Source organism: Erythrobacter sp. W36, assembly GCF_057364935.1.
The window spans coordinates 2,004,702-2,028,544 of the sequence record NZ_CP200281.1; the positions used below are offsets into that span (position 1 = coordinate 2,004,702).

The window sequence follows — 23,843 nt, forward strand, 5'->3', positions numbered from 1 at the left end:
GCAGCATCATGTATATTGGCAAAGGAAATGAACTTTCACGCCGCGCCTTCATGCGCCGCTCTGGCCAGCTTGCAGGCGCAGGTGTGGCATCATCCTACGCACTTGGGCTTGCTGGAATTGGCGAGGCCGCAGCGTTCTCGTCCGCCGGCATGGTTACAAAGCGCTTGTCTGCGTCTTCCTCTATGGCGGCAATGATCATGGCAACACCCTGATCCCTTACGATCAGGCGAACTACAATCGCTATGCTGCCATTAGGGGCGGTCAAGGAGATGAAGGCGGCGGGATTGCTCTGGCGCGCGGTAGTTTGGCTCAGACAGTCCTCAACCCGGCAAACAATCAAACGCTGACAGACGACATTCAATATGCGCTGGCGCCGTCTATGCCGCGCCTCAAGGCCCGTTTTGACCAAGGCGCGATGGCACCATTGCTCAACGTCGGCCCGCTGGTCGTTCCATTGACGAAGGCCCAGTTCGAAAGCGACAATAACTCGCAGTTTCCAAGACCAGCTAAGCTGTTCTCCCACAATGACCAGCAATCAACCTGGCAAAGCTCACAGCCCGAAGGCTCGACATCTGGCTGGGGCGGAAAAATGGGCGACCTTGCTCAGTCCACCAACACCAATTCCATGTTCACACTCATCAATGCTACAGACAACGCGGTGTTTATGACCGGCGAAGACGCCGTGCCGTATAAGATCGGGAACAATGGCGCGACCCAGTTCCGCGGGCTGGAACGCGGCCGGGTCTACCGTTCGCAATCGGCCTCGGCGGCTTTGGATAGCATCCTGAAAAGCAGTAATGGCAATGTCCTTGAAGCGGATTATTCCATGGTGAATGCGCGTTCGATTGAATATGGCGGCTTTATCGCCGAGGCATTGGAAAACACCAATGTGACAACCGATTTTGGCGAAAACAACCGTCTCGCATCGCAATTGTCCGTCGTGGCCCGGCTGATCGCTGCGCGCAACAGGCTGGGCGTGACGCGTCAGGTATTCATGGTCGGTATGGGCGGATTTGACAATCACGATGGCCTCATCGGCAATCATGAAGGTCTGCTCAGTCAAGTCGATTTCGCGCTTGATGCATTCTACCAAGCAACTGTCGATCTCGGCATTCAGGACCAAGTAACGACTTTCACCGCATCCGACTTTGGCCGAACGCTCGCCTCTAATGGCGACGGGTCAGATCATGGTTGGGGCAGCCACCACTTTATCGTTGGTGGCGGGGTCAATGGCGGACGCTTCTACGGCACTGCACCTCAAGTATCTGTTGAAAGCGATGATCAGGTCGGTCAAGGCCGATTGCTGCCGACTGTCTCGGTTGATGAATATTCCTCAACCCTAGCGCGCTGGTTTGGCGTCGACAATTCAGAGCTGCCTTCGATCGCGCCGAACATTGGCCGGTTTGCTCAGCCTGACCTCGGCTTTATGGGCTAAGAGAAACCTAAACCAAACGAAAAGGGGCTCTGCGCTGCTGCGTAGAGCCCCTTTTTCTTTGTCGGCTGTGGCAGCGCGCTTTAGGCGTTCGCCAGCGCGATATGCCGCTTCATATGATGATCGACATTGCCAAACTCATTGTCGTACATCGTCAGACGCTTGAAATAATGCCCGATCGCATATTCATCGGTCATACCATTGCCGCCGTGGATCTGGATCGCTTCTTGGCCGATGTGATGGGCCGCTTGGCCGATCCGCACCTTGGCCGCTGATACGGCGAGCTTGCGCTCCCGCTCATCGGCATCGAGGTTGAGGGTCGCAAGGTACGTCATAGAGACGGCTTGCTCATACTCTGTGTACATATCGACCATGCGGTGCTGCAGCACTTGGAATGATCCGATTGGCACGCCGAATTGCTTGCGTTCGCGTGAGTAATCGACGGTCATGGTGTGCGCGACTTTCATCGCGCCGCATATTTCGGCGGACTGCGCAGCAATCGCTTCGTCGGTAACGAGTTCGATCAGCGGCAAGCCATTGCCTTCTTCGCCGATCAAAGCCTCGGCTGGAATGCTGGCGTTCTCAAAGAACACCTCCGATGCGCGGCGGCCATCAACCGTGGCATAGTCACGCGTGACCACGCCCGCGGCGTTCTTGTCGATTACAAAGACGGACACGCCCTCACGGTCGGTCCGCTCGCCTGAAGTGCGCGCAGTGACGACCAGATGCGTCGCCCAAGGCGCGCCGATCACAACCGCTTTGTGGCCGTTGAGGACATAGCCAGAGCCATCCTTCTTCGCCGTCGTCTCTAGGTTCGCATAGTCATAGCGGCCGCGCGGTTCTGCATAGGCAAAGGCGAAGATGCGGCTGCCATCGACGATCCCGCCAATATGCTCTTCCTTTTGCGCATCGGTGCCCGCGTGCTTCAGGAAGCCGCCCGCGCACACCACGGTTGGCACAAACGGCTCCACCACCAGGCCTTTGCCGAATTCCTCCATAACGATCATGGCATCGACCGCGCCGCCGCCAAAGCCGCCATCGGCCTCAGAAAATGGCATACCAAGCAGGCCCAGCTCAGCCAGCTGCGCCCAGATCGCTGGCTGCCAACCGCTTTCGCTATTGATCGCCTCCATGCGCGCTTCCCACGCATAATTTTCACGTACCAGCCGGGTCAGGCTGTCACGCACCATGTCTTGTTCTTCAGTGAAGTTGAAATCCACGTAATGTCTCCCGCGTGTCCTGAGCCCCTAAAGGCCCAGGATCATCTTGGTGATAATGTTGCGCTGGATCTCGTTCGATCCCCCGTAGATCGAGGTTTTGCGCATATTGAAATAGCTCGCAGCGGAATGCTCCGCATAGGCGGGGCCAACCGGATATTCGTTCGATCCGGCATCGGACACGCTCGGATAAAACGGTGTGCCGTAATGGCCAACCGCCTCGAGGGTGAGTTCGGTCAGGCGCTGCTGGATCTCGGTGCCCTTGATCTTGAGGATCGAGCTTTCCGGCCCTGGGCCCTTGCCCGCCTGTTCACCAGCCAGCGTGCGCAGCTCGGTGATCTCCAGCGCAGAAAGGTCAATCTCCAGCTGGCTGACTTTGCGCGCGAAATCGAAATCACTCATCAGCGGAGCGCCGTCCATCTGCTCTGACTTGGCAATATCCCGCAGCTGCTCAACACCGCGTTTGGAGCGGGCCACACCGGCAATTCCGCTTCGCTCATGCGCGAGCAGGAATTTGGCATAGGTCCAGCCCATGTTCTCTTGCCCAACGAGGTTCTCGACCGGCACACGGACGTCTGTGAGCCAGGTTTCATTGACCTCATATCCGCCGTCGATCAGCTTGATCGGGCGAACTTCGATACCAGGCGATTTCATATCGACCAGAATAAAGCTGATGCCTTGCTGCGGTTTGGCGGCATCGGGATCGGTGCGGCACAGGAAGAAGCCCCAATCTGCGTGCTGAGCCAGGGTCGTCCAGGTTTTCTGACCGTTGATCACATAATGATCGCCATCGCGCACAGCGGTGGTTTTGAGCGAGGCAAGGTCCGAACCTGCGCCCGGCTCTGAATAGCCTTGGCACCACCACACATCGCCGCTGCGAATGCCCGGCAGGTGCTGAGCCTTTTGTTCGTCATTGCCGAAGGAATAGATCACGGGGCCAACCATCGACACGCCAAATGGCAGCGGCATGATCGCATTCACCCGCGCGTTCTCTTCCGACCAGATGTAACACTGCGTCGGGGTCCAACCGGTGCCGCCATATTCGACCGGCCAAGCCGGAACAGACCAGCCCTTTTCACCGAGGATTTTGTGCCAAGCAACCATGTCCTCTGGATCAAGGTCATCACGCAGGCCGTCCGGCGAGACGTGCTTGGGATAATTCTCTTCGATGAAGGCGCGCACTTCTTCGCGAAATGCCAGCTCTTCGGGGCTAAACTCCAGATTCATGCTCTCTCACTCCTGATCGGTCCCACACAAGTGACAGTGGCATCACTGCGAGGGACTGAAAAGGGGTGACGTTGCGGCAACCGAGCGATTTATTTTTGCCCGGAAGAGCGCAAGCTCCGAATGTAAGCCCCCTCTACCAGAGGTATGCGTAGAGACCGACCAGGATCGCGATGGTGATGGTTGCGAGTGTGTTGAACAGCGCGCTAGTGGCAAAGGCGATGTCGCCCAGCTTCACCGTCTGCTCTTCATCAGGCGCCGCCGTCATGCGCGAGACGATGGCTGCTGCAACCAAGCCAACCAGGAACACGATCCAGATCCGCACCACAAACGGTAGGTCAGGCAGAACCGCATTGACGATGAAGTTGAGCGCAACCGACCCGATCAGCGCGGTAAAGGCACCGGCCGCATTGGCCCGCTTGTCAAAGAAGCCCAGCAAGAACACGATCACCACGCCCGGCGCGATATAGCCGGTGTATTCCTGAACCGTCTGGAACGCGCTTTCAAAGCCGCCGAGGAACGGCCGGGCCAGAACCAGCGCCAGCGCCATTGCGGTGAAGGCTGCCACGCGGCCAACGGTCACATAATGCTGCTCGGTCTCATCGGGCTTCACGCTGCGATAGAGGTCCATGGTGAAGATGGTCGAGATCGAGTTCATCATCGAGGCGAGCGAGCTCACCACCGCTGCGATCAAGGCTGCAAACACCAGACCGCGCAGGCCAGCGGGCGCAAAGCCCATCAGCTCGCCGTAAGTGCGGTCTGAACGCTCAGCCAGAGCCGCGCCATCAAGCGCGCCTTGCTGAGCCAGAATGACCGCCGCAATGCCCGGGATCACCACGATAAACGGCACAACCAGTTTCAGGAACGCAGCAAAGGCTAAGCCCTTTTGCGCCTCGCCCAGGCTCTCTGCGCCAAGCGCGCGCTGGATGATGTACTGGTTAAAGCCCCAATAGCTGAAGTGCAGCACCCACAGTCCGCCGAGCAGCGTCCAGATGCCGGGAAGATCATTATAGGCCGGATGATCATTATCGAGGATCATCTCAAAGTGGCCCGGCATCTCGCCCGCGAGATAGCTCAGCCCGCCCAGCGCGCCGTCCGCTGGTAGCGCATCAAGCGCAAACCAGGTGATCGCAAAGCCGCCCAGGATCAGGATCACAACCTGGATGATATCCGTCAGCGCAACCGCCTTCAGCCCGCCATAGAGCGAGTAGAGCGCGGCAAACGCCGCCAGCGCCGCCATCGACGTGAGCACGCCCCAGCCGGTCAGGCTCTCCACCGCAAGGCCGCCCAGCCACAGCACGGTGGTGAGGTTGACCGCCGTATACAACGCGACCCAGAACACGCTCATCAGCGTCTTCACGCCGCTGCCATAGCGCTGCTCCAGGAATTGCGGCATCGTATAAATGCGCCGCTTCAAAAAGATCGGTAGGAAGTATTTCGCAACGATGATCAGGACCAAAGCCGCCTGCCATTCATAGGCCGCGATCGCCATGCCCACGGCAAAGCCCTGGCCCGACTGCCCGATGATCTGTTCGGCTGAAATGTTCGATGCAATCAGCGAGGCACCAATCGCCCACCACGGCAAAGCGCGGCTTAGCCAAAAAGTAATCCTCAGTGTTCTTATCGCGCCCCTTAGGCTCGCGGCTCACCGCCAAAGCGATCCCCAGCAACGCCACCGCATACCCAACAATGATCACAATATCGATCGTCTCAAGCGTCACAAAAATGTCTCCCCATTGATCCCAAGGCGTCCATGCCGTGTTTCTGGGACCATATCCATCACCTAAACCCAAAGACCCCCGGACAGCATGGCCATCCGGGGGTCTCGGGAGATCCTACTAAGAAGCTTGCGCCTCCGTTCAGTAATTAAGCCGCAATATGAAGCTGTAGCGCGTGTCATTGCGGAAGAAGTTGCGCGGTGCGCGCAGTCCGGCGTCGTTGATCGTTTGCTCGGTGACAGTGATGTCATCAAGCAAGTTCACGCCTTGAACACCAATCTTCAGGTTCTCGTTGATGTCGTAGAAGATCGACGCATCAAGCTGTCCTGTTGACTGCTGATAGATCGATGCAAACGGGAAGATCACATCGCGCGGCGTCAGTTGGAAGTCACTGCGCCAGTTGTACGCAACACGCGCCTGCACACCGCCCTTTTCGTAAAGACCGATGATATTGAAGTTGTGCTCCGAAATCCGCGGGAAGACATCAGCGTCAATAGCAAATCGCGCTGTTGGCGGATCATCACTGTTTAGGTTTGGATCAAGCTCGTTGGCGACGCCCTCAGCATCGATGTAAGTGTAGGTTGCTTGCAAACCGAGACCGCTGAGTGCGCCTGGCAGGAAATCGAAGAATTGCTGATAGGCAATTTCCACACCCTTAACTGATGCGTTCTCTTCAACGTTTACCTCGGTGTTACGAAGCAACGTCAAACCATCGATCTGAGCCGGAATTTCCACTGGAGAGAAGGCGATGAAATCATCGATTTCTTTGTAGAAACCTGTGAGCGTCAGCGAACTGCTGCGTCCAAAATACCATTCCCATGATAGGTCAAGGTTTGTCGACAATTGCGGCGTCAATGACGCGTTACCTGTCGCATTTGAGCTAAAACCACCGAAGGTATTGGGCTGTCCCGCGCCCGCAGAGGTATCCGGGAGAACTTGCACCCTCACTCGTTCGTTGAGCTGAGTGACCCCAGGCCGCGTCATCGTTCGCGAAGCAGCAAATCGGAACAGGTGTCCGCCATCAAACTCTAGCTTGAGGTTCAAGCTTGGCAGAAACTCATCGTAGCTGACATCAACCCGTTCTTGAATAATCTGGCCATCGCCAAATTGGGCAATCAGCTGATCACGATTGGCACAGGCCGCAGGAATGGAGAATGTCGGATCCGATGCGCCCGGGAAGGCTGGATCACATTGGTCGGTGGTGGGATCGCCCGGGATAATGTTCGGAAACAGATCATTGAAGCTGTCCACGGTCGTGCTTGTGTCAACCGAGCGATCGGTGCGAGCATAGCGCAGACCCACATTGCCCGTCAGCTCACCACCAAGGAAGTTGTCAGACCCAAAATCAAGACGGACGTAGGCGGCAATGTTCTCACGCGTAACCGAGCCAATCTCGCTCGGAAGGAACGGTGTTCCAGCTATCACGCCACCGCGCGAGGAAAGCGGACGCCAACCTGATGGGCTATTAGAACCAACACCGTATGCGGTATCAATTATCGAATTGAAGGTGTCTTGGAAGCCCTGGAAGTCAGCCGCAGCAGGGCCGACATAACTTGGCACCGTGCCAGTAAATCCAACACCAATTCCGCGCTGATAATTAGGGAACGCAAAGGTTCCAAAAAGCGGAGCAACGATTGCTTCAAGAGCAGGGTTTTGGTTGCCATTTGGCAGAATCAGCGGGGTGTCAGGCAGACCTTGAGGGGACTGACCGGTCCACACTTCTGAGATGTTACCCCAGTTGAAATCGGATTCGCGGATGACGACTTCCTCATCGGAATAGCGTGCACCAGCACGCACCGATTTCAGCCAACCATCACCAGAGAAGTCATATTCAACGTCGCCGCGAAACGCCAATGCTTCCGCGTCGTTCTGCGTCGTGTGATCCATCGCTGAACGAATGAAGTTCTGAGATGGCTCGAAGCCCACGAACGCAACTCCACCTCGATCACGATCAATGCTGACCGGTGAGAAAAAGCTATTGTGGACCGTCACATCGAAGACGTCAGATGTTGAATCGATGTATTGCGCATCAAAATTGAAACGCAAACTGTCGGTCGCTGAAAATTTCAGATTGAAACCATAATCGGTCGTTGTGTCTTCCTCGGACCGCTCGCGGAACAGGTTGAGTTGTTGACCGCCAGTTGGCGAGAGGATTGACGCCGCACCATTTGGACCACGCCATTGTGAGTTGTCGGTGATCGTGCCGCTGGTGAAGACGCCATCATCATCAAATGTGAAATCCGAACGATCAAGACCTGGCTAGGCTACGTGCCGCACCATCCGCGGCCGTCTCAATCACATTCTCACCCCAAACTAGCTCGGAGTCGGAACGGAAGAACTGGGCCGTTGCAAGCCAGCGACCGTCTTCGCTTTCATATTGAGCGGCTGCCGCAATCGACAGGCGCTCGCGATCAAATTGCTGTGTGCGAACACTGCCGCCAGCTGGAATGTAAAGCGGATTTCCAGCAGCATCGGTGATGAAATTGGAATCGTCCGATGGGTCACCGAGGTTGCCACCCGGATCGTTGTCACGGAAGTCAGCAAGCCCCGTGCCATCGCCGCGTGTCTTCAGGCGATTGTAGGAGATGTTACCAAGCAGACCAAAGGTGCCGCCACCTACATCCCAAGTGTTGGAATAAAGGAACGAAGCACCGGGCGTCACCTCATCAGCGAGGTCGGTCAGCTGACCTTCAACGCTCAGCGCAATCACTTGACCACCCTTGTCGAATGGTAGGCGCGTGCGCAGATCGATGGTACCGGCTGCGCCGCCTTCAATCAGGTCAGCAGATGAGTTCTTGAAGACAACAACGCTGCCCAGCAGCTCTGGCGACACGTCTTCAAAGCCAAGCACACCGCTGGAGCTCGCACCAAGCGCATCACGGCCGTTGAGTTCCGAACGCACAAACGGGAGACCGCGGATAACAACGCCGCTGCCTTCAACCGCAAAGTGATCAGGATCGTTAGGACCAGCAAAACGAAGGACGCTGACACCTGGAACACGCTGGAGCGCTTCTGAAACAGAGCGATCCGGCAGTGCACCAATATCGGAAGAGGTAATCACATCAACAAAGGTATCCGCGTTGCGCTTGATCCCTTGCGCGCTTTCAAGCGAGGCGCGGATGCCGGTTACGATGATAAGACCATCGTCTTCGCTGGCCGCTTCAGCTCCTTCTTGCGGAGCCTCCTCTTGCGCAGCTTCATCCTGAGCCATTGCTGAGCGCAGCCGCCAGCAGCCCCAAGGACGAAACACCCGCCATGAGTGTTTTGGACACGGCGCCACCTGCGGCGCGAGCGCTAAACTGTTTCACTGATTTTCCTCCCCTAAGAGCCTCCACTATACGGAGGTCACCCTAACTTATTCCTTAATTCAATCCCAAATTGACAACCTTGTCAACTGAGATTGTCAATTCTTGTGGAAGGCGTGGCCTCCGCGTCACTCAGAAATTTAAAGCATTGTATTTGAAGCGCAATTTTCTTCGATAAATGCACGGTGCGTCGGCATATCGTTGGCCGCGTTATCAATTGTTGTCCGGACCTTCTGCAGGATCGAATCGATCCGCTCCATCGGCAGCTTGGCAATTAACGGATTGCTGGCCTGCGGCTCGACCCCTTGGCCGTACATCACAGCGAGCCAGCTGGCGGTGCCGAAAATGTCGTTCGGCTCTTCAAAAATCCGCCCGCCCTGTTCGAATTGCGCGATGCGGCGGCGCAGCTCTTCGGGTTGTTCGATCGTCTGGCAATGCCGCCAGAATGGCGTGTCATCGCGCTGGGTCGCAGTGTAATGCAGCACCAGAAAATCGCGCACCCGGATATATTCCCTCAAAGTGCGCGCATTAAAGGCGTCGATATCCGGCTGGCTAAAGCGCTTATCCGGGAAATGCGTCAGCAGCCGGGCGATGCTGGTCTGGACCAAATGTATGCTGGTGGATTCCAGCGGCTCCATAAACCCAGCCGCCAGTCCGAGCGCGAGAACATTGCCGTTCCAGAATTGCTTGCGATGCCCCGTGACAAAGCGCAGCCGATTGGGCTCCGCCAGTGGTTCGCCATCGAGATTGCTCAGCAGCGCCAGCTCGGCAGTGTCATCGGCGAGATACTCGCTGCAATAGACATAGCCATTGCCGGTGCGATGTTGAAGCGGGATGCGCCATTGCCACCCGGCCTCGCGCGCCGTGGCCCTGGTGTAGGGGATTGGGAATTCATCGCGGGTGCAAGGGATCGCCACCGCCCGGTCACAAGGCAGCCATTTGCGCCAATCCTCATAGCCGGTCTTAAGCGTCTGTTCGATAAGCAGCCCGCGAAAGCCAGAGCAATCCACGAAGAAATCGCCGCTAACGGACTGGCCGGATTCCAGTTCGAGCGAACGCACATGGCCGCTCTCGCCGTCTTGCGCAACATTGCTGATCCGTCCTTCGATCCGTTCAACGCCTTTCCCTTCCGCAAAGCGCCGCAGAAACGCAGCATAAAGCGAGGCATCAAACTGAAATGCGTAATTGATCCCGGCAAAGGCGGATTGCGGCCGCTCCGGTGTTGCCCGCATGAACTTCTCGCGCCGACACGCCTCGACCATCAGCGAGTAGGAGAACAGATCGTCTTTGTGCCCGGCAAGGTTGCGGTGCAGCCAATATTGGTAGAACGGGATCGCATCAAAATCGCGGCCAAAATCGCCAAACGGGTGGATGTAGCTCTCACCCTTTTTGAACCAGTCGACGAACTCGATGCCGAGCTTGAACGTCGCATTCGTTTCGCGAACGAACTCGTTCTCATCAATACCCAGCATCGTGTTGAAGGCGATGATCGGCGGAATGGTTGCCTCGCCCACGCCTACGGTTCCGATGGCCTCAGATTCGATCAGCGTTACTTTGGTCGGCGAGCCTTCGAGCAGGTGGCCTAGCGCCGCAGCCGTCATCCAGCCAGCGGTCCCGCCGCCAACAATAACAACACGGTCGAGCAAATGAGGGTTCATGCAGGTTCCGTCGCAAATGAGATGGGCGCCGCCTTACAAAAGCGGTCGATATAGGCTTGGTGGGTGGGCATGGCCTGAGCCGCCTTGGCATAGCTGGTGCGCATGTTGGCGAGGCTCCCTTTGAGGTTCGCCTCTGACAATCCGCTGGCGATGGGGTTGAAGCCTTGCGGCCCCCACCCCTGCCCCTCAGCGACCGCGAGCCAGCTGGTCACGTCAAACAATTCGGCATCATATTTGAAGAAGCGCCCTTGCGATTTTAGCAGTTCCAACTTGCCCGCTAGGCTGTCTGGAATGTCCATTTCCCGCACATAATCCCAGAACGGCGCGTCGTCGCGCTTGGTCGCTTTGTAATGCAGGATCAGAAAGTCGCGCACATGAGTAAAATCATCGGTCATCAGCCGGTTGTATTCCGCCCTTTCGACAGGAGCATCGGCGCTGCGGGGGAACAGCGAGACTAGCTTGGCTATGCCCATATGGATAAGGTGGATACTGGTCGATTCCAGCGGCTCCAAAAAGCCGGAAGAGAGCCCAATCGCCACGCAATTTCCAGCCCAGAATTCTTCACGGTGCCCGGTGCGAAAGCGCAGATGATTGGGCGAAGAAACCGGCGCGCCATCAAGGCTGCCGAGCAAGGTCTCCTCGGCCTGCTCGGCGCTCAAATGCTGGTCGCAATAGACGTAACCATTGCCGATGCGATGCTGCAGCGGGATGCGCCATTGCCATCCCGCCTCGCGCGCAGTTGAGCGAGTGTACGGCAGCGGTTCGCCTTGCTTCTCACAGGCCACGGCGACAGCGCGGTTGCAGGGCAGCCAATGGCTCCAATCTTTATGCGCAGAAGCCATGGCTCCGTCGATCAGGAGCCCGCGAAAACCTGTGCAATCGATAAACAGATCGCCTTCGATGCGGCGATCATGGTCAAGTGACAGCGCCGTGATCAGGCCGCTGCCGCTGTCTTGCTCGACCTCTTCAATGCGCCCTTCGATCCGGGTCACTCCGAGGTCTTCGGCGAAACGCCGCAGGAATGCTGCATAAAGCCCGGCGTCAAAGTGATAGGCATAACCGAGCTGGCCAATCACGGCGCCGTGGTCAGGCTCTGGCCGCAGGAATTTACCTGTATAGGCAGCGAGGGTGTTGAGCGAATAATCCGCCAGACCATGCGCATCGCCCAGGCTTTTGAGCCGCGACCAATATTGGTGAAATTCGACCCCCTCCAGATCAAAGCCATATCGGCCGAACGGGTGGAAATAGCTTTCACCCAAACCGCCCCAATCGGCAAATTCAATGCCGAGCTTAAAGGTCGCCTGCGTCTCGCGCACAAAGGTGTGCTCATCAATGCCCAGCTGAGTGTTGAACTTTGTGATCGGCGGGATGGTCGCCTCGCCCACGCCGACTGTCCCGATTGCTTCGGATTCGACCAGAGTGACGGAGACACCGGCGGGCATCACCATTTTTGCAAGCGCCGCCGCTGTCATCCAGCCAGCGGTGCCCCCGCCCGCGATTACGACGCGTTTGATTTGCTGCTCTGTCATGCTGCCTGCACCTGCCGCGTTAGGCTGGCGATTTGCCCGCGCAATTGATCCAGCCAATCCAATAGATGCGCATCCGGCAGGCGCTCTGCCATGCGGTCAGACCGGCGCGGACGAACACCGCGCACCCACAGCGCCGCGAGCCATTCTGGCGGAGTGAACACTTCATAATCCTCGGTTGGGATCCGCCCGCAGGCGGCAAAGACCTCTGCCTTGCGCTGCAAAGCAGGCCGCGAACTCTTAAGCGGGTCATCAACGCTCAGCAGCTCGCGCATATCCGCCACACGTTCTTGCTCAGCGAGCGCCAGCCGGGTCCATTCGGCCTGCTCTGGCGCGCAGTCGGACAAGGGCGCTGCGAGATTTGCAAAGCGCCGCACCGCGCTGCTCAAATGGTGCCATTCGAGACCGGGAATATCGCGTTCAGTCGCAATGGTTAGCTCTTGCCCGTCCCACTTGGGATCGCCTGCATCCGGCGAACACTGGATCATCAATTCTGCGTCCTGCGTTTGCTCATTGCCGCTCTCAACTACGCTCGCTCCGCCCGCTTTCGCAAAAGACAATAGCGCATTGCCATAAGCGGCGCGGTCAAAGGCAATTCCGAACTCCACCGGCAGCTGCGCCAATTGCGCCAACGGCGGCTTATGTGCTGCATTTTGCAGCGCCAGGGACAGAGAAAATTCGGTGAGATCAGCTTGCTCAGACAGGCGGTTAGCGCGTAGCCAATATTGGTGAAACTCCACCCCGCCGCGCGGCACGCCAAAGGCGGAAAACGGTAGCTGCACTGATGTACCATCGGCAGTCTGAGCCTCGGCTGCCAAAACGGGAGAGCCCCCGCACCGAGAGAAAAGCTGATCAATCGGAAGACCCATCTCCCCGTGAAAACGGTGGACACTAGGCCGCGTCACAAAGGGATCGGTAGTGTTCTCCTCGAGGCCAACTGCTAGCTCCAAAGCGCGCCCCGGGCCGAGCCAACGGCTGGCGAGATACGCGCCAACAACCCCTGCCTGCACCGGCGATCCGCGAACAAGGATGCGCTCGCTGCTCATGCCGCCGCCCGCATCATATTGTTCCGCGCAAGATAGGCCGCGTGATCTTCCATCGATCCGGCGGCCTTTTCCATATGGCCTTTAAGCCCAGCCAGATGGCGCAGAACCTCCGCATCCGCCTGACCCGAAACACGGTCATCGACACTGCTGGGCAGCACACGCTGGCCGATCAGCACCGCGACCCAGCTTGGCACCAGAAACAGGCCGTGATCATAGGCGCTGACGTGGCCATGCGCAGTGAACAGCTCCAGCCGCTCGGCCAAACTATCCGGCACTGTCATCGTGCGCATGTGGTTCCAGAAATCGGAATCGTCGCGCTCTGTCGCGTGGTAATGCAGGATCAGAAAATCGCGCACCCGCTCAAATTGCAGGTCCATCCAGCGATTGTATTCTGCCACTTCAATATCGTAGTCCTGATCGGCAGGAAACAACTCCAGCAGCTTAGTGATGCCTTCCTGGATCAGATAGATGCTGGTCGATTCCAGCGGCTCCAGGAAACCGCCGGACAGACCAATCGCAACGACGTTGCGGCTCCACAATTTGCGCCGCTTGCCGGTGACAAAGCGCAGGAACCGTGGGTCCGCCAATCGTTCCCCCTCCAGCCCGCCAAGCAAGGTGTCACATGCGGCATCATCGCTTAGGAACTGGCTGGAATAGACATGGCCATTTCCGGTGCGATGTTGCAGCGGAATGCGCCAGCTCCACCCGGCCTCATGCGCCGTTGCTCGCGTGTATGGCAGCAGCGGGCCAGCGCTTTCACATGGCACCGCCACCGCGCGGTCCGCGGGTAGCCATTCGCTCCAATCATCATAACCAGCGCTCAGTGCTTTTTCGATCAGGAGACCGAAAAAGCCGGTGCAATCGACAAACAGATCGCCCTCGACAATCCGGCCGTCGTCCATGGTCAGAGCACTCACTCGCCCGCTTTCAGGTTCCAGCGCGACGTCGACTACCTTGCCTTCCATCCGGGTAACCCCGCGCGCCTCGGCATGGGAGCGCATGAACGGCGCATATTGCAGCGCATCGAATTGATAGGCGTAGCGATAGGTCGACATGACCGAGCGCGGGTCTTCGCTCGGCGGCTGAAACTTTCCCATGCGCGAGGCGATGACGGGCAGCGAATATTCATCAAGCGCGCCAACGCCCGGCTGGCCTGCAAACTTGCGCCAATATTGGTGGAAGGCGACGCCCGCATTAGGCAGGCCAAATTCGCCGAACGGGTGGATGTAACTGTCGCCCTTGCGGCCCCAGTTCACAAACTCAATGCCGAGCTTAAAGGTCGCCGAGGTTGCGGCCATGAACTCCGCTTCATTAACACCGATGGTGTCGTTGAAATTCTTGATATGCGGCAGGGTGGCCTCGCCCACGCCGACAACACCAATCGCCTCGGATTCGATCAGCGTGATCTCAAGGCCGGTTGGGCCTAGCATGCTGGCAAGTCCAGCCGCAGTCATCCAGCCGCATGGTTCCCCCGCCGACCACAACCACGCGGTTTATCGCTTGCTTGCCCTCATTCGCGCCCACAGGCCGCTCCTCCATCCCACCGCCAAGATCGCATTTGCTCGCCCGCTGTCAATCGCAAGCATTGCAACATTCACGCTGCCCAGCTGAGGACACCAATACGCACAATCACTTGACGCCTCTGCCGAAACAGTAATACTAATTGACAACGTAAGACAATAGCAACCTTGGGGAGGGGTTCAGTGAGTTCTTCGCGCGTGCGGATGGGAATGGCCGACGGCGGCCAAGGCGCCTTTATTGGCGGCGTCCACCGCATGGCGGCTGCGCTGGATGGCCAGATTGATCTGGTCTGCGGAGCATTCAGCCGCGATTTCGCCAACAGTTTGGCAACTGGCAAAGCGCTAGGGCTCGCTGAAAAGCGCTGTTATCAAGACGTCGCCACCATGCTCGCTTGCGAAGCGCAGGTTGCGAGCGGCGGCACTGGCGAGCGTGATCCGATGGAATTCCTGTCGATTGTCACCCCCAACAACACCCATGCGCCCATGGCAAAGCAGGCGGCAGACGCAGGCTTTCACATCATGTCGGATAAGCCAGCAGGCGTGAGCCTGGCGGAGATCGAGGCGTTGGCCGAGACGCTGCAAGCGACCGGCGCGCATTACGGGCTGACACACACATATCTTGGCTATCCTATGGTGTGGCAGGCACGGCATTTGGCGGCTCAACCGGACTTTGGCCCGATCCGCAAAGTGTTGGTCAATTACACTCAAGGCTGGCTCGCCAGCGAGACGGAAAGCAGCGGCAGCAAGCAAGCGGAATGGCGAGTCGATCCGGAACGGTCTGGCCCTGCAGGCGCGCTGGGCGATATTGGCAGCCATGCCCATAGCCTGGCTGAGTTTATCGCCAATTCGCGCATGGCCCGGCTGTCCGCGCGGCTGCGCAGCCACTATCCAACGCGCGCGCTCGACGATGATGGCGAGATCAGCTTCTCGCTGGAAAACGGCGCCACCGGACAGCTTGTCTCCAGCCAGATTTGTGCCGGCGATGAGAACGATCTGACGATCCGCATTTACGGAGAACATGCCAGCCTGGAATGGCGGCAAATGGAGCCGAATACTCTCACCCAAAGGCTTGCGAGCGGGCAAAGCGTGATCCACCGCGCTGGCGTAGACAAGCCGCTTTGCGATGAAGCGCTTGAGCGATGCCGCCTGCCCTCCGGCCATCCCGAGGGATATCTTGAAGCCTTCGCCAATCTCTACCGCCATTTTGCTCAGGCTTTGCGCGCTGGAACGGCGCCGTCATCGCTTGGCGTCCCCGGCATTGCCGAGGCCTTGCGCGGCATGGCCTTCCTAGAGGCAGCCGTCGCCAGCAATGTCGCCAATGGCGCATGGCACGATATCAAAGCGCCCTCGGTGGGCCCTGATCTGAAAGGTCTCCTCGCGTGAAAGAACTTCGTGGCCCGGCCATTTTCCTCGCCCAGTTCATGAGCGACACCGCGCCGTTCAATTCGCTTGATACGATTGCGGAATGGGTCGCGGGCCTGGGTTATAAGGGCGTGCAAATTCCCTCCAACGATCCGCGCTGCATGGACCTTGATCTGGCAGCGGAGAGCCAGGACTACTGCGACGAACTCGCCGGTCGCTGCGCCGAGCATGGCCTGACCATCACGGAACTGTCGACCCACCTGCAAGGGCAGCTGGTCGCCGTGCATCCAGCCTATGATGAAATGTTCGATGCCTTTGCCCCAGAAGCGCTGCACGGCAAGCCTGCTGAGCGGCAGGAATGGGCGGTCGATCAGATGAAGAAATGCGCGGTCGCCTCGCGTAGGTTGGGCCTGAAAGCCTGCGCGAGTTTCTCTGGCGCGCTGATGTGGCACCTGGTCTATCCCTGGCCTCAACGCCCAGCTGGATTGGTGGAGGCTGGCTTTGCCGAGCTCGCCAAACGCTGGAAGCCTATTCTGGATGTCTACGAAGACAACGGCGTCGATGTCGCGTTTGAAATCCACCCGGGTGAAGACCTGCACGATGGCGCAACCTTTGAGGCATTCCTCGAGGCGGTGGACAATCATCCGCGCGCCAACATCCTGTTCGACCCGAGCCATTTCGTGCTGCAACAGCTCGACTATCTCGATTTTATCGACCGCTATCATGAGCGGATCAAGGCCTTCCATGTGAAGGACGCTGAATTCCGGCCCAACGGGCGCACCGGAGTCTATGGCGGCTATCAAGGCTGGCAAGACCGGGCGGGCCGGTTCCGTTCACTTGGCGATGGGCAGGTCGATTTCCGCCAGATCTTCAGCAAGCTGACCCATTACGGTTTTGATGGCTGGGCGGTGCTGGAATGGGAATGCTGCTACAAGCATCCCGAACAAGGCGCCGCTGAAGGCGCGCCATTCATTACTGATCATATCATCCGGCCAACCGAATACGCGTTTGACGATTTCGCGGGCGGTGATGTGGATGAGGCCAAGACTAAACGCGCGCTGGGCATCGATAGCTAGATGCGATTTGGAGAGGGAAATTCATGGAAGCCGTAGCAATGGGCGCGCGAGCAGAGCCCGGAATAGATCGGAACCGGCTGTTCTGGCTAAGCTGTATCTCGCTGATCGTGACCGCTATGACCTTCGCGATACGCGCAGGGATTTTGACTCAGCTGTCGGATGAATTCGCGCTGAGCGATACTCAACTTGGCTGGGTGAACAGCATGGCCTTTTTGGGCTTTCCCTTAGCGATGGTGGTGTTCGGTTTCCTCTACAACAAGCTTGGCCCGCGCCTGATCATGATCCTGGCCTTTTTCGGCCATCTACTCGGCCTTGTCCTCACCATTTTTGCTGATGGGTTCTTGGGCTTGCTGATCTCCACATTCTTCATCGGTTTCGCCAATGGGTCAGTGGAAGCTGCGTGCAATCCCTTGGTCGCAGACCTGTATAAAGACGAAAAAACAAAGTGGCTGAACCGCTTCCATGTTTGGTTCCCTGGGGGAATCGTGATCGGTGCGGTTGTCTCTTACGTCATGACCAATGCGGGAATCGGCTGGCAGCCCCAAATCGCAGTGATGCTATTTCCCACAGTGATCTATGGCGCCATGATTTTCACCACGCGCTTCCCGGACGTACCCGAAAGCGAAAGGACCATCGATCTGGACGCAAAAGGCGTGCTGTTGATGAGTGCGATCCTCGGCCTGCTGATCCTTATCGGCACACCAAACAACCTGATCGCGGGTCTGCCAGGGACGTTTGTCTTGCCGCTGCTTCTGGTGCTCGGCCTGACTTTTGTGATGATGCTGTGGCGTGCAGGACGCACGCGCGATGCGTTGCTCTTGATTGTACTTATGTCGATCATGAGCATCACAGCCACTTCAGAGCTCGGAACTCAGCAATGGGTTGATCGCATCCTTGGTGCGCAGCTCGGGAATCTTCCCGGCCAGGCCATGATCGTGCTCGGCATGGTGACAGGTATCATGGCGGTCGGCCGCTATTTTGCCGGGCCGCTCATTCACGCACTCAACCCTCTTGGCGTCTTGTTGATGAGCGCCATACTGACAACGCTGGGGCTGTTTCTGATGTCGTCGGCAAGCGGGGCAATGGTCTATGTATCGGCCATCATTTTTGCGGTTGGCGTGTGCTATTTCTGGCCAACGATGATCGGCGTGACAGCGCAATATGTACCGCGCTCTGGCGCTCTGGGCATGAGCCTCGTCGGGGCCGCAGGCATGTTTGCATTGACGATTTGGAACCCGATCATCGGAGGGTGGATCGACAGCGCAAGGGCCAGTGCTGAGGCGAGCGGGCTCGATGGCACGGCTGTTGAAGTGGCAGCGGGGCAAGGAGCGCTCTCTCAACTGGTCTATTTCCCAGTGGTGCTGATCGGGATCTTCGCCTTGCTCTACCTCGCCCGGAAACAGCTCGAAAACACAGCAGAGGCTACTCAGTCATGACGACAGATACCCTTTCAATGAACCGCCGCTCCATGCTGCGCGGCTCCATCACTGTCGCAGGCGCGGCGATTGTCTTGCCCGCGATGGGCGGCCTCGCCGGCTGTTCCAGCGGCGCAGGCGGCAGCCTTGCTGGAAGGCTGGAGCTGATCGATGCGGTCAGCGATCTGGTGATCCCGCAAACCGATACGCCCGGCGCGCGCCTTGCCGGAGTGCCTGCCTATATCGAGGCGGTCTTTACCGACCACTTCACCACCGAGCAGCAAGATGATTTCGCCGATGGCCTGTCTGTCTTTGACGACATGGCAAAGCAGGCTGGCGCGGACAGTTTTACCAGCGCATCGGCGGGGCAGCAGAGCGCGATCCTGACTGAGCTCGACACAGGGCCCGGCGATATGACCGGCAAAGCGACCTGGCAGCAGCTGCGCGATATGACGATCTTCGGCTTTTACACCTCGGAACAAGCCACCGAGGAACTGAAATTTGAAGAAATCCCCGGCCGTTATGACGCCTGCGCGCCCTTGGAAGAAGTCGGCCGGGCCTGGTTGAACCGCGGCGTCTGAGTGGAATCGAAAGCGAGTATCAAGAGAATGTCTGAGAACACCCCTTTCGATGTAATTGTTGTTGGGTCCGGAATGTCCGGCGGCTGGGCCGCGAAGGAATTCAGCGAAAAAGGGTTCAAGACCCTGGTGCTGGAGCGCGGCAAGCAGAACGAGCATAGCAAAGGCTATGTCACGGAAAACCAAAACCCGTGGGATATGAAACACCGCGACCGCGTTGACCCGAAGCTGGCCGATGCGGAATATCCGGTTCAGCAGACCTGCTATGCCTTTCGCGAGAGCACGCGGCACTATTTCATCAACGACAAGGAAAATCCCTACTCGGTAGAGGATGGCAAGACCTTTGCCTGGTTGCGCGGCGATCAGGTTGGCGGCAAGTCAATGATGTGGGCGCGCCAAAGTTATCGTTGGAGCGAGATGGATTTCGCCGCCAACAAGGCAGATGGGTACGGCACCGATTGGCCGATCCGCTACGCCGATGTTGCGCCGTGGTACGACTATGTCGAGAAGTTCGTCGGTATCAGCGGGTCTGAAGAGGGCCTCGATCAGCTGCCCGATAGCGTGTTCCAGCCAGCCATGGACCTGACCTGCGTGGAGAAAGACGCAAAGGCGAAGATCGAGGCAGCCTTTCCGGGCCGCAAAATGATCCCTGGCCGCGCAGCGCATTTGACCAAGCCAACCGAAGAGCAATTGGCGCTGGGCCGCGGCTCTTGCCAATACCGAAACCAATGCGAGCGTGGATGCTCGTTTGGCGGCTATTTCTCCAGCGTCTCGGCCACTTTGCCAGCGGCGAAGAACACCGGGAATATGACCCTACTGCCCGACACCGTCGTTGAGCGCATTCTCTATGACGAGAAGAGCGGCAAAGCGACTGGCGTACGGACCGTCAATCGCACCACCAAAGAGCGTCAGGATTACCAGGCCAAGGTGATCTTCATGTGCGCATCGACGCTGGGCACAGTCCAGGTGCTGCTCAATTCCACCTCAGAAACCTTCCAAAACGGATTTGCCAATAACAGCGGGACGCTGGGCAAATATCTGATGGATCACCACACCCGCATCGGCGCAGAGGCGTCCTATCCCGGTTTTGAGGACAGCTATTTTGCCGGGCGCAGGCCCAATGGCATTTACGTGCCGCGCTTTGCCAATCTCGGCAATGAAACCGATGGCGAGTTCTTGCGCGGCTATGGCTATCAGGGCCAAAGCTCGCGGTCCTCTTGGACCCGCGCCTTGGGCGGCCAGGGCTTTGGCGAGGATCTGAAGAACCAGCTCAGACAACCAGACGACAGCTGGCGCATTCGCTTGCAGGCCTTTGGTGAAATGCTGCCGCGCGAAGAGAACAAGGCGGTGCTGCATCCAACCAAGACCGATGCCAATGGCATCCCGCAAATCCACTTGGATGTGACCTGGTCTGAAAACGAGCGCAAGATGCGCGTCGCGATGAAGCGCGATGCGGTGGCGATGCTGGAGGCGGCAGGTTGCACCGACATCCAGACCTTCGAGCAGGAGCCTGTACCGGGGCATTGCATCCACGAAATGGGCGGTGCCCGCATGGGCTATGACGCGGCAACCTCCGTCGTGAATGGGCGCAACCAGTGCCATGATGTGCCCAATGTGTTCATCACTGATGGCTCGTCCTTCTCCTCGGTCGCATGCCAGAACCCATCACTCACATTCATGGCATTGACCGCGCGTGCAGCCGATTATGCCGCCACGCAAATGAAACAGGATTTGATCTGATGAACGCAATTCAATCACTTGGCCGCCGCGATGTCTTAAAGGGCGGATTGATCGGCAGCATCGGATTGCTGGCGGCGTGCAATGGCGCGGTTCCGAGGCAAGATGCAGCCAACACAAAGCCCTATGTGGGCAAACTTGGCATTCAGCTTTACACGTTCCGTGAACAGTTTGAGCAGGACTATGACGGCGTTCTCACCACTCTGGCTGAGATCGGCTATAAGGACTTAGAGTTCGCCGGTTACTTCGAACATGACGCAGCCGCGATTAAGGCTCGGATGGATGACCTCGGACTGGTCAGCAATTCAACCCATGTGCAGCTCGCCGATATGCGGGACAATTTCGATGCGGTGGTCGAGCGCGCAGCATTGATGGGACAAAGCAAGCTGATCATTCCATGGCTCGCCCCGGAAGAGCGCACTCTAGACGGCTACAGAGCGATTGCGGATCTGCTCAATGAGCGTGCCGGACCTGCGAAAGAGGCTGGCATGATGGTTGGCTATCACAACCATGAGTTCGAGTTTGAAACGGTGGACGGCGAGGTGCCCTACGACCTGCTGCTCGAGCGCACCGAGGCAGACAAGGTCACGATGGAGCTCGACTTCTTCTGGACACACAAAGCCAATGTTGACCCGCTGGAGCTGTTTGCAAAAGCGCCGGGCCGCTTCTCAGCCTGCCATATCAAGGATTCTGTCCGCTTATGGCCGTATGGTCAATATCGGCGATGGCTTGATCAATTTTACAGCCATCATGGAGCAGGCGGAAACCGCTGGCCTTGAGCACTTCTACGTCGAGAATGATGACACGGAAGATGCGGAAGGCTTTGCCAAGGCGAGCTTCGAATATCTCAATCAATAGCGAGAAATGCGGGCGACCACGCGCCCGCACCCCCTCAGCTTTCGATTAGTCCGCGGTCAATACGGCCAGCATATCCTCGTCCCAGCCATTCTCTTCAGAATGGAGCGCGAAGGTATTGCCGTAAGCCCATAGGCACCATGGAATGTCTGCCCCTTCCATCGCTGTTTTGACGGCGCCGACCCATTTCACCCGCTGCTTGTTATTGACCGGGTCGTTCACTCCGAACTCGCCAAGGAACACGGGCCGCTTCACCGCGTCTCGAAAGGCACTGGCGATCTCAATCGCATTGGCGAGCTCTGCCTTGTCTTCCGCCGAGCCCCAGCCGCGCTTGCCCTTGGGCATGTTCTCACCCAGCCAAGTCGCTTCCTGGTGCGTGAAGCTGAACGGGTCATAATAGTGGAAGGTGTAGACCACATTGGGATCATCAGTGGCTAGGTTCGTCGCAAGCGAGCGGATGCCGGACCACTCTTCTCCGCCAAAGATGACAATGCGGTCTGGATTGTCGCGGCGAATGGTCGCCAGCGAGAGCGCCTGCGCCTGGCGCATGAGCTTGCCTTCGAGCTTCTTGTTCGGCTCGTTTAGAACTTCAAACCAGACATTGCCCGGCAGTCTGGAATAGCGCAGCGATACCTGATCCCAGATCGCGCGGAATCGCTCCATCTGCTCAGCTGGGTTTTCCATCATCTCATCAAAGTGATGGACATTCACGATCACATTGAGGCCGCTGGTGAGCGCCCATTTAAGATTGTTGTCGACCAGACCGGCAAATTCCGGATGGATTTGATAATCCGGCGCGGGACCTGTGTAATCGCTCCAGCGCACCGGGATGCGAACCGTGTCAAAGCCAGCAGCTGCGATCTTCTGATAGTCCGCCTTGGCATAGTTCTTACCCCAAGGCGCACCGTTCGGGGCCTCCAGAGCATTGCCCATATTAACGCAGCGCTTCATCTCGAAACCCGCCGCCACTGGCCCGCTTGGTGCTGCTTCTGCTGCTGCTTCAGGAGCGTCTTGAGCGTGCACGGGGAGCGACATGGAAAGACCCAAGGCGGTCGCAATCGCTAGTTTCGAGTATTTCCAATGTGTCACGTTCAGATCCCTCTCTTTTGCGTGATTTTTAATCGCGCTTTGGCGGCGCGGTTGTCCCCCTCAGGACAAATTCATGATCCAGCACGATGCGGTGCGGCCCTGCCTTCTTGCTGTCGCTAAGCCCCTTCACCAGCTCGCTTACCGCGGTGCTGCCGAGGTCGCTTAGCGGTTGCCGCACTGTGGTGAGGAAAGGCCGCATTCGGGTCGCGATATCGGCGTCATCGAACCCGACGACGGACATATCTTCTGGCACTTTGAGGCCCGCTTCGCTCAAAGCGGCGACGAGACCGGCGGCCATATCATCATTCGATGAGAAGACGGCGGTGGGCGGATTGGCGTGCTCTAGAAAGAACTGCCCCGCATCATAGCCCGCTTGAAAATCAAACGCACCGGGCCGGACGAAATCCGGATCAATTTCCAGCCCCGCAGCCTCCATCGCCACTGAAAAACCAGAAAACCGGACGTGTGAGGAACGCTGATTTTCGCTCCCGCGAATAAAGCCGATCCGTTTGTGGCCAAGGTCTGTCAAATGCCGGACGACTTCTATCGACGCCTTGTAGTCGTCGATCTCAACCAGCATTCCCTGGTTCTGCAGATCAACCGGTCCCACGCGCACGACGGGGATACCCATCTCATCGAGCACGAAGGCGATTTTCTCATCATTGGCATAGGGCGCAAGCAACACCACGCCATCGGGGCGGCGGCGGCGCGTTATCGTTTCGAAAGCGTGGCGGATATCCGCCATTGCCATTTGGTCGAGGTTCTCAATGAGGCTAATCGACAATTGATAGCCCAACTCTTGGCAGGCAATCACAGCGCCGAACTGGATCGAATTCACATAGACGCTGCCCGCATTGTGGCAGACCAAATTGATGTCATACGACCGGCTACCGCGCAGCGAACGCGCCGATTGGCTGGGGACATAATCGAGCGCCTCGGCCGCCTCGCGCACCTTGCGGCGCAGCTTTTCTTGCACGTGTGGCTCGTTGTTGAGCACACGCGATACCGTCTTAATTGAAACGCCCGCTAGTTCGGCCACGTCCTTCATTTTGGCCGAGTTTTCTGATCTTGTTTTTGCCATTCGC

General features: G+C 57.8%; 18 protein-coding genes and 1 pseudogene. 8 read left to right on the forward strand and 11 right to left on the reverse strand.

From position 1 onward, the window contains the following. Positions 1 to 8 precede the first annotated feature (8 nt). A complete protein-coding gene (locus AC0V6U_RS09680) occupies positions 9 to 212 on the forward strand; it encodes a hypothetical protein (protein WP_472642964.1) in 204 nt (67 codons plus the stop codon). After that, positions 212 to 1,435 (forward strand): DUF1501 domain-containing protein, encoded by a 1,224-nt coding sequence (locus tag AC0V6U_RS09685; RefSeq protein WP_472645747.1) that lies wholly within the window; start codon positions 212 to 214, stop codon positions 1,433 to 1,435. The genes AC0V6U_RS09680 and AC0V6U_RS09685 overlap by 1 nt, the downstream gene beginning before the upstream one ends. Before the next feature lie 80 nt (positions 1,436 to 1,515). Here the strand turns inward: AC0V6U_RS09685 and AC0V6U_RS09690 are convergent, their stop codons facing one another. The 9 genes and pseudogenes from AC0V6U_RS09690 to AC0V6U_RS09730 form a co-directional block, all read right to left on the reverse strand. Continuing rightward, positions 1,516 to 2,652, reverse strand: coding sequence for an acyl-CoA dehydrogenase family protein (locus AC0V6U_RS09690; protein WP_472642965.1), 1,137 nt, complete (start codon positions 2,650 to 2,652; stop codon positions 1,516 to 1,518). A gap of 27 nt (positions 2,653 to 2,679) precedes the next feature. Then, entirely contained in the window at positions 2,680 to 3,876 is a 1,197-nt protein-coding gene (locus AC0V6U_RS09695) for an acyl-CoA dehydrogenase family protein (protein ID WP_472642966.1), read from the reverse strand. 133 nt (positions 3,877 to 4,009) lie between these two features. After that, on the reverse strand, positions 4,010 to 5,458 hold the full coding sequence (locus AC0V6U_RS09700) for a sodium:solute symporter family transporter (RefSeq protein WP_472642967.1): 1,449 nt from the start codon (positions 5,456 to 5,458) through the stop codon (positions 4,010 to 4,012). A 274-nt stretch (positions 5,459 to 5,732) separates the two neighbouring features. Continuing rightward, a pseudogene (locus AC0V6U_RS09705) lies at positions 5,733 to 7,808 on the reverse strand (TonB-dependent receptor); the annotation flags it as partial. 31 nt (positions 7,809 to 7,839) lie between these two features. Beyond that, positions 7,840 to 8,802 carry a TonB-dependent receptor plug domain-containing protein gene (locus AC0V6U_RS09710; protein WP_472642968.1) on the reverse strand — a complete coding sequence of 321 codons (963 nt, stop codon included), beginning with the start codon at positions 8,800 to 8,802 and terminating at the stop codon, positions 7,840 to 7,842. A 234-nt stretch (positions 8,803 to 9,036) separates the two neighbouring features. Beyond that, entirely contained in the window at positions 9,037 to 10,554 is a 1,518-nt protein-coding gene (locus AC0V6U_RS09715) for a tryptophan halogenase family protein (RefSeq protein WP_472642969.1), read from the reverse strand. Then, positions 10,551 to 12,083, reverse strand: coding sequence for a tryptophan halogenase family protein (locus AC0V6U_RS09720; RefSeq protein ID WP_472642970.1), 1,533 nt, complete (start codon positions 12,081 to 12,083; stop codon positions 10,551 to 10,553). Before AC0V6U_RS09720 ends, AC0V6U_RS09715 begins: the two co-directional genes overlap by 4 nt. After that, entirely contained in the window at positions 12,080 to 13,126 is a 1,047-nt protein-coding gene (locus tag AC0V6U_RS09725; protein ID WP_472642971.1) for a tryptophan 7-halogenase, read from the reverse strand. The genes AC0V6U_RS09720 and AC0V6U_RS09725 overlap by 4 nt, the downstream gene beginning before the upstream one ends. Beyond that, entirely contained in the window at positions 13,123 to 14,580 is a 1,458-nt protein-coding gene (locus tag AC0V6U_RS09730) for a tryptophan halogenase family protein (protein WP_472642972.1), read from the reverse strand. Before AC0V6U_RS09730 ends, AC0V6U_RS09725 begins: the two co-directional genes overlap by 4 nt. Positions 14,581 to 14,829: 249 nt before the next feature. Here AC0V6U_RS09730 and AC0V6U_RS09735 point away from each other — a divergent pair, with 249 nt between their 5' ends. The 6 genes from AC0V6U_RS09735 to AC0V6U_RS09760 are packed head-to-tail and all read left to right on the forward strand — an operon-like array spanning position 14,830 to position 21,593. After that, entirely contained in the window at positions 14,830 to 16,029 is a 1,200-nt protein-coding gene (locus tag AC0V6U_RS09735) for a Gfo/Idh/MocA family protein (protein ID WP_472642973.1), read from the forward strand. Continuing rightward, complete coding sequence (locus tag AC0V6U_RS09740) at positions 16,026 to 17,084, forward strand: sugar phosphate isomerase/epimerase family protein (RefSeq protein ID WP_472642974.1); 1,059 nt, start codon at positions 16,026 to 16,028, stop codon at positions 17,082 to 17,084. Before AC0V6U_RS09735 ends, AC0V6U_RS09740 begins: the two co-directional genes overlap by 4 nt. Positions 17,085 to 17,107: 23 nt before the next feature. After that, positions 17,108 to 18,520 (forward strand): MFS transporter, encoded by a 1,413-nt coding sequence (locus tag AC0V6U_RS09745; protein ID WP_472642975.1) that lies wholly within the window; start codon positions 17,108 to 17,110, stop codon positions 18,518 to 18,520. Then, positions 18,517 to 19,080, forward strand: coding sequence for a gluconate 2-dehydrogenase subunit 3 family protein (locus tag AC0V6U_RS09750; protein WP_472642976.1), 564 nt, complete (start codon positions 18,517 to 18,519; stop codon positions 19,078 to 19,080). The genes AC0V6U_RS09745 and AC0V6U_RS09750 overlap by 4 nt, the downstream gene beginning before the upstream one ends. 27 nt (positions 19,081 to 19,107) lie before the next feature. Continuing rightward, positions 19,108 to 20,817, forward strand: a complete 1,710-nt coding sequence (locus AC0V6U_RS09755; protein ID WP_472642977.1) for a GMC oxidoreductase — start codon at positions 19,108 to 19,110, stop codon at positions 20,815 to 20,817. Further along, positions 20,817 to 21,593, forward strand: a complete 777-nt coding sequence (locus AC0V6U_RS09760) for a sugar phosphate isomerase/epimerase family protein (RefSeq protein WP_472642978.1) — start codon at positions 20,817 to 20,819, stop codon at positions 21,591 to 21,593. The genes AC0V6U_RS09755 and AC0V6U_RS09760 overlap by 1 nt, the downstream gene beginning before the upstream one ends. A gap of 124 nt (positions 21,594 to 21,717) precedes the next feature. On the opposite strand, the gene AC0V6U_RS09765 is transcribed toward AC0V6U_RS09760, so the two are convergent. Continuing rightward, complete coding sequence (locus AC0V6U_RS09765; RefSeq protein ID WP_472642979.1) at positions 21,718 to 22,758, reverse strand: glycoside hydrolase family 5 protein; 1,041 nt, start codon at positions 22,756 to 22,758, stop codon at positions 21,718 to 21,720. Positions 22,759 to 22,786: 28 nt separating this feature from the next. Continuing rightward, positions 22,787 to 23,839: a LacI family DNA-binding transcriptional regulator gene (locus tag AC0V6U_RS09770; RefSeq protein ID WP_472642980.1), complete on the reverse strand. Its 1,053-nt coding sequence runs from the start codon at positions 23,837 to 23,839 to the stop codon at positions 22,787 to 22,789. Positions 23,840 to 23,843: the final 4 nt, after the last annotated feature.

Excerpts from the sequence above, each read along its gene's own strand:
- AC0V6U_RS09680 (WP_472642964.1), top strand. The coding sequence starts at position 9 with ATGTATATTGGCAAAGGAAATGAACTTTCACGCCGCGCCTTCATGCGC.
- AC0V6U_RS09695 (WP_472642966.1), bottom strand. The coding sequence starts at position 3,876 with ATGAATCTGGAGTTTAGCCCCGAAGAGCTGGCATTTCGCGAAGAAGTG.
- AC0V6U_RS09710 (WP_472642968.1), bottom strand. The coding sequence starts at position 8,802 with ATGGCTCAGGATGAAGCTGCGCAAGAGGAGGCTCCGCAAGAAGGAGCT.
- AC0V6U_RS09715 (WP_472642969.1), bottom strand. The coding sequence starts at position 10,554 with ATGAACCCTCATTTGCTCGACCGTGTTGTTATTGTTGGCGGCGGGACC.
- AC0V6U_RS09720 (WP_472642970.1), bottom strand. The coding sequence starts at position 12,083 with ATGACAGAGCAGCAAATCAAACGCGTCGTAATCGCGGGCGGGGGCACC.
- AC0V6U_RS09725 (WP_472642971.1), bottom strand. The coding sequence starts at position 13,126 with ATGAGCAGCGAGCGCATCCTTGTTCGCGGATCGCCGGTGCAGGCAGGG.
- AC0V6U_RS09730 (WP_472642972.1), bottom strand. The coding sequence starts at position 14,580 with ATGACTGCGGCTGGACTTGCCAGCATGCTAGGCCCAACCGGCCTTGAG.
- AC0V6U_RS09745 (WP_472642975.1), top strand. The coding sequence starts at position 17,108 with ATGGAAGCCGTAGCAATGGGCGCGCGAGCAGAGCCCGGAATAGATCGG.
- AC0V6U_RS09750 (WP_472642976.1), top strand. The coding sequence starts at position 18,517 with ATGACGACAGATACCCTTTCAATGAACCGCCGCTCCATGCTGCGCGGC.
- AC0V6U_RS09755 (WP_472642977.1), top strand. The coding sequence starts at position 19,108 with ATGTCTGAGAACACCCCTTTCGATGTAATTGTTGTTGGGTCCGGAATG.
- AC0V6U_RS09760 (WP_472642978.1), top strand. The coding sequence starts at position 20,817 with ATGAACGCAATTCAATCACTTGGCCGCCGCGATGTCTTAAAGGGCGGA.
- AC0V6U_RS09770 (WP_472642980.1), bottom strand. The coding sequence starts at position 23,839 with ATGGCAAAAACAAGATCAGAAAACTCGGCCAAAATGAAGGACGTGGCC.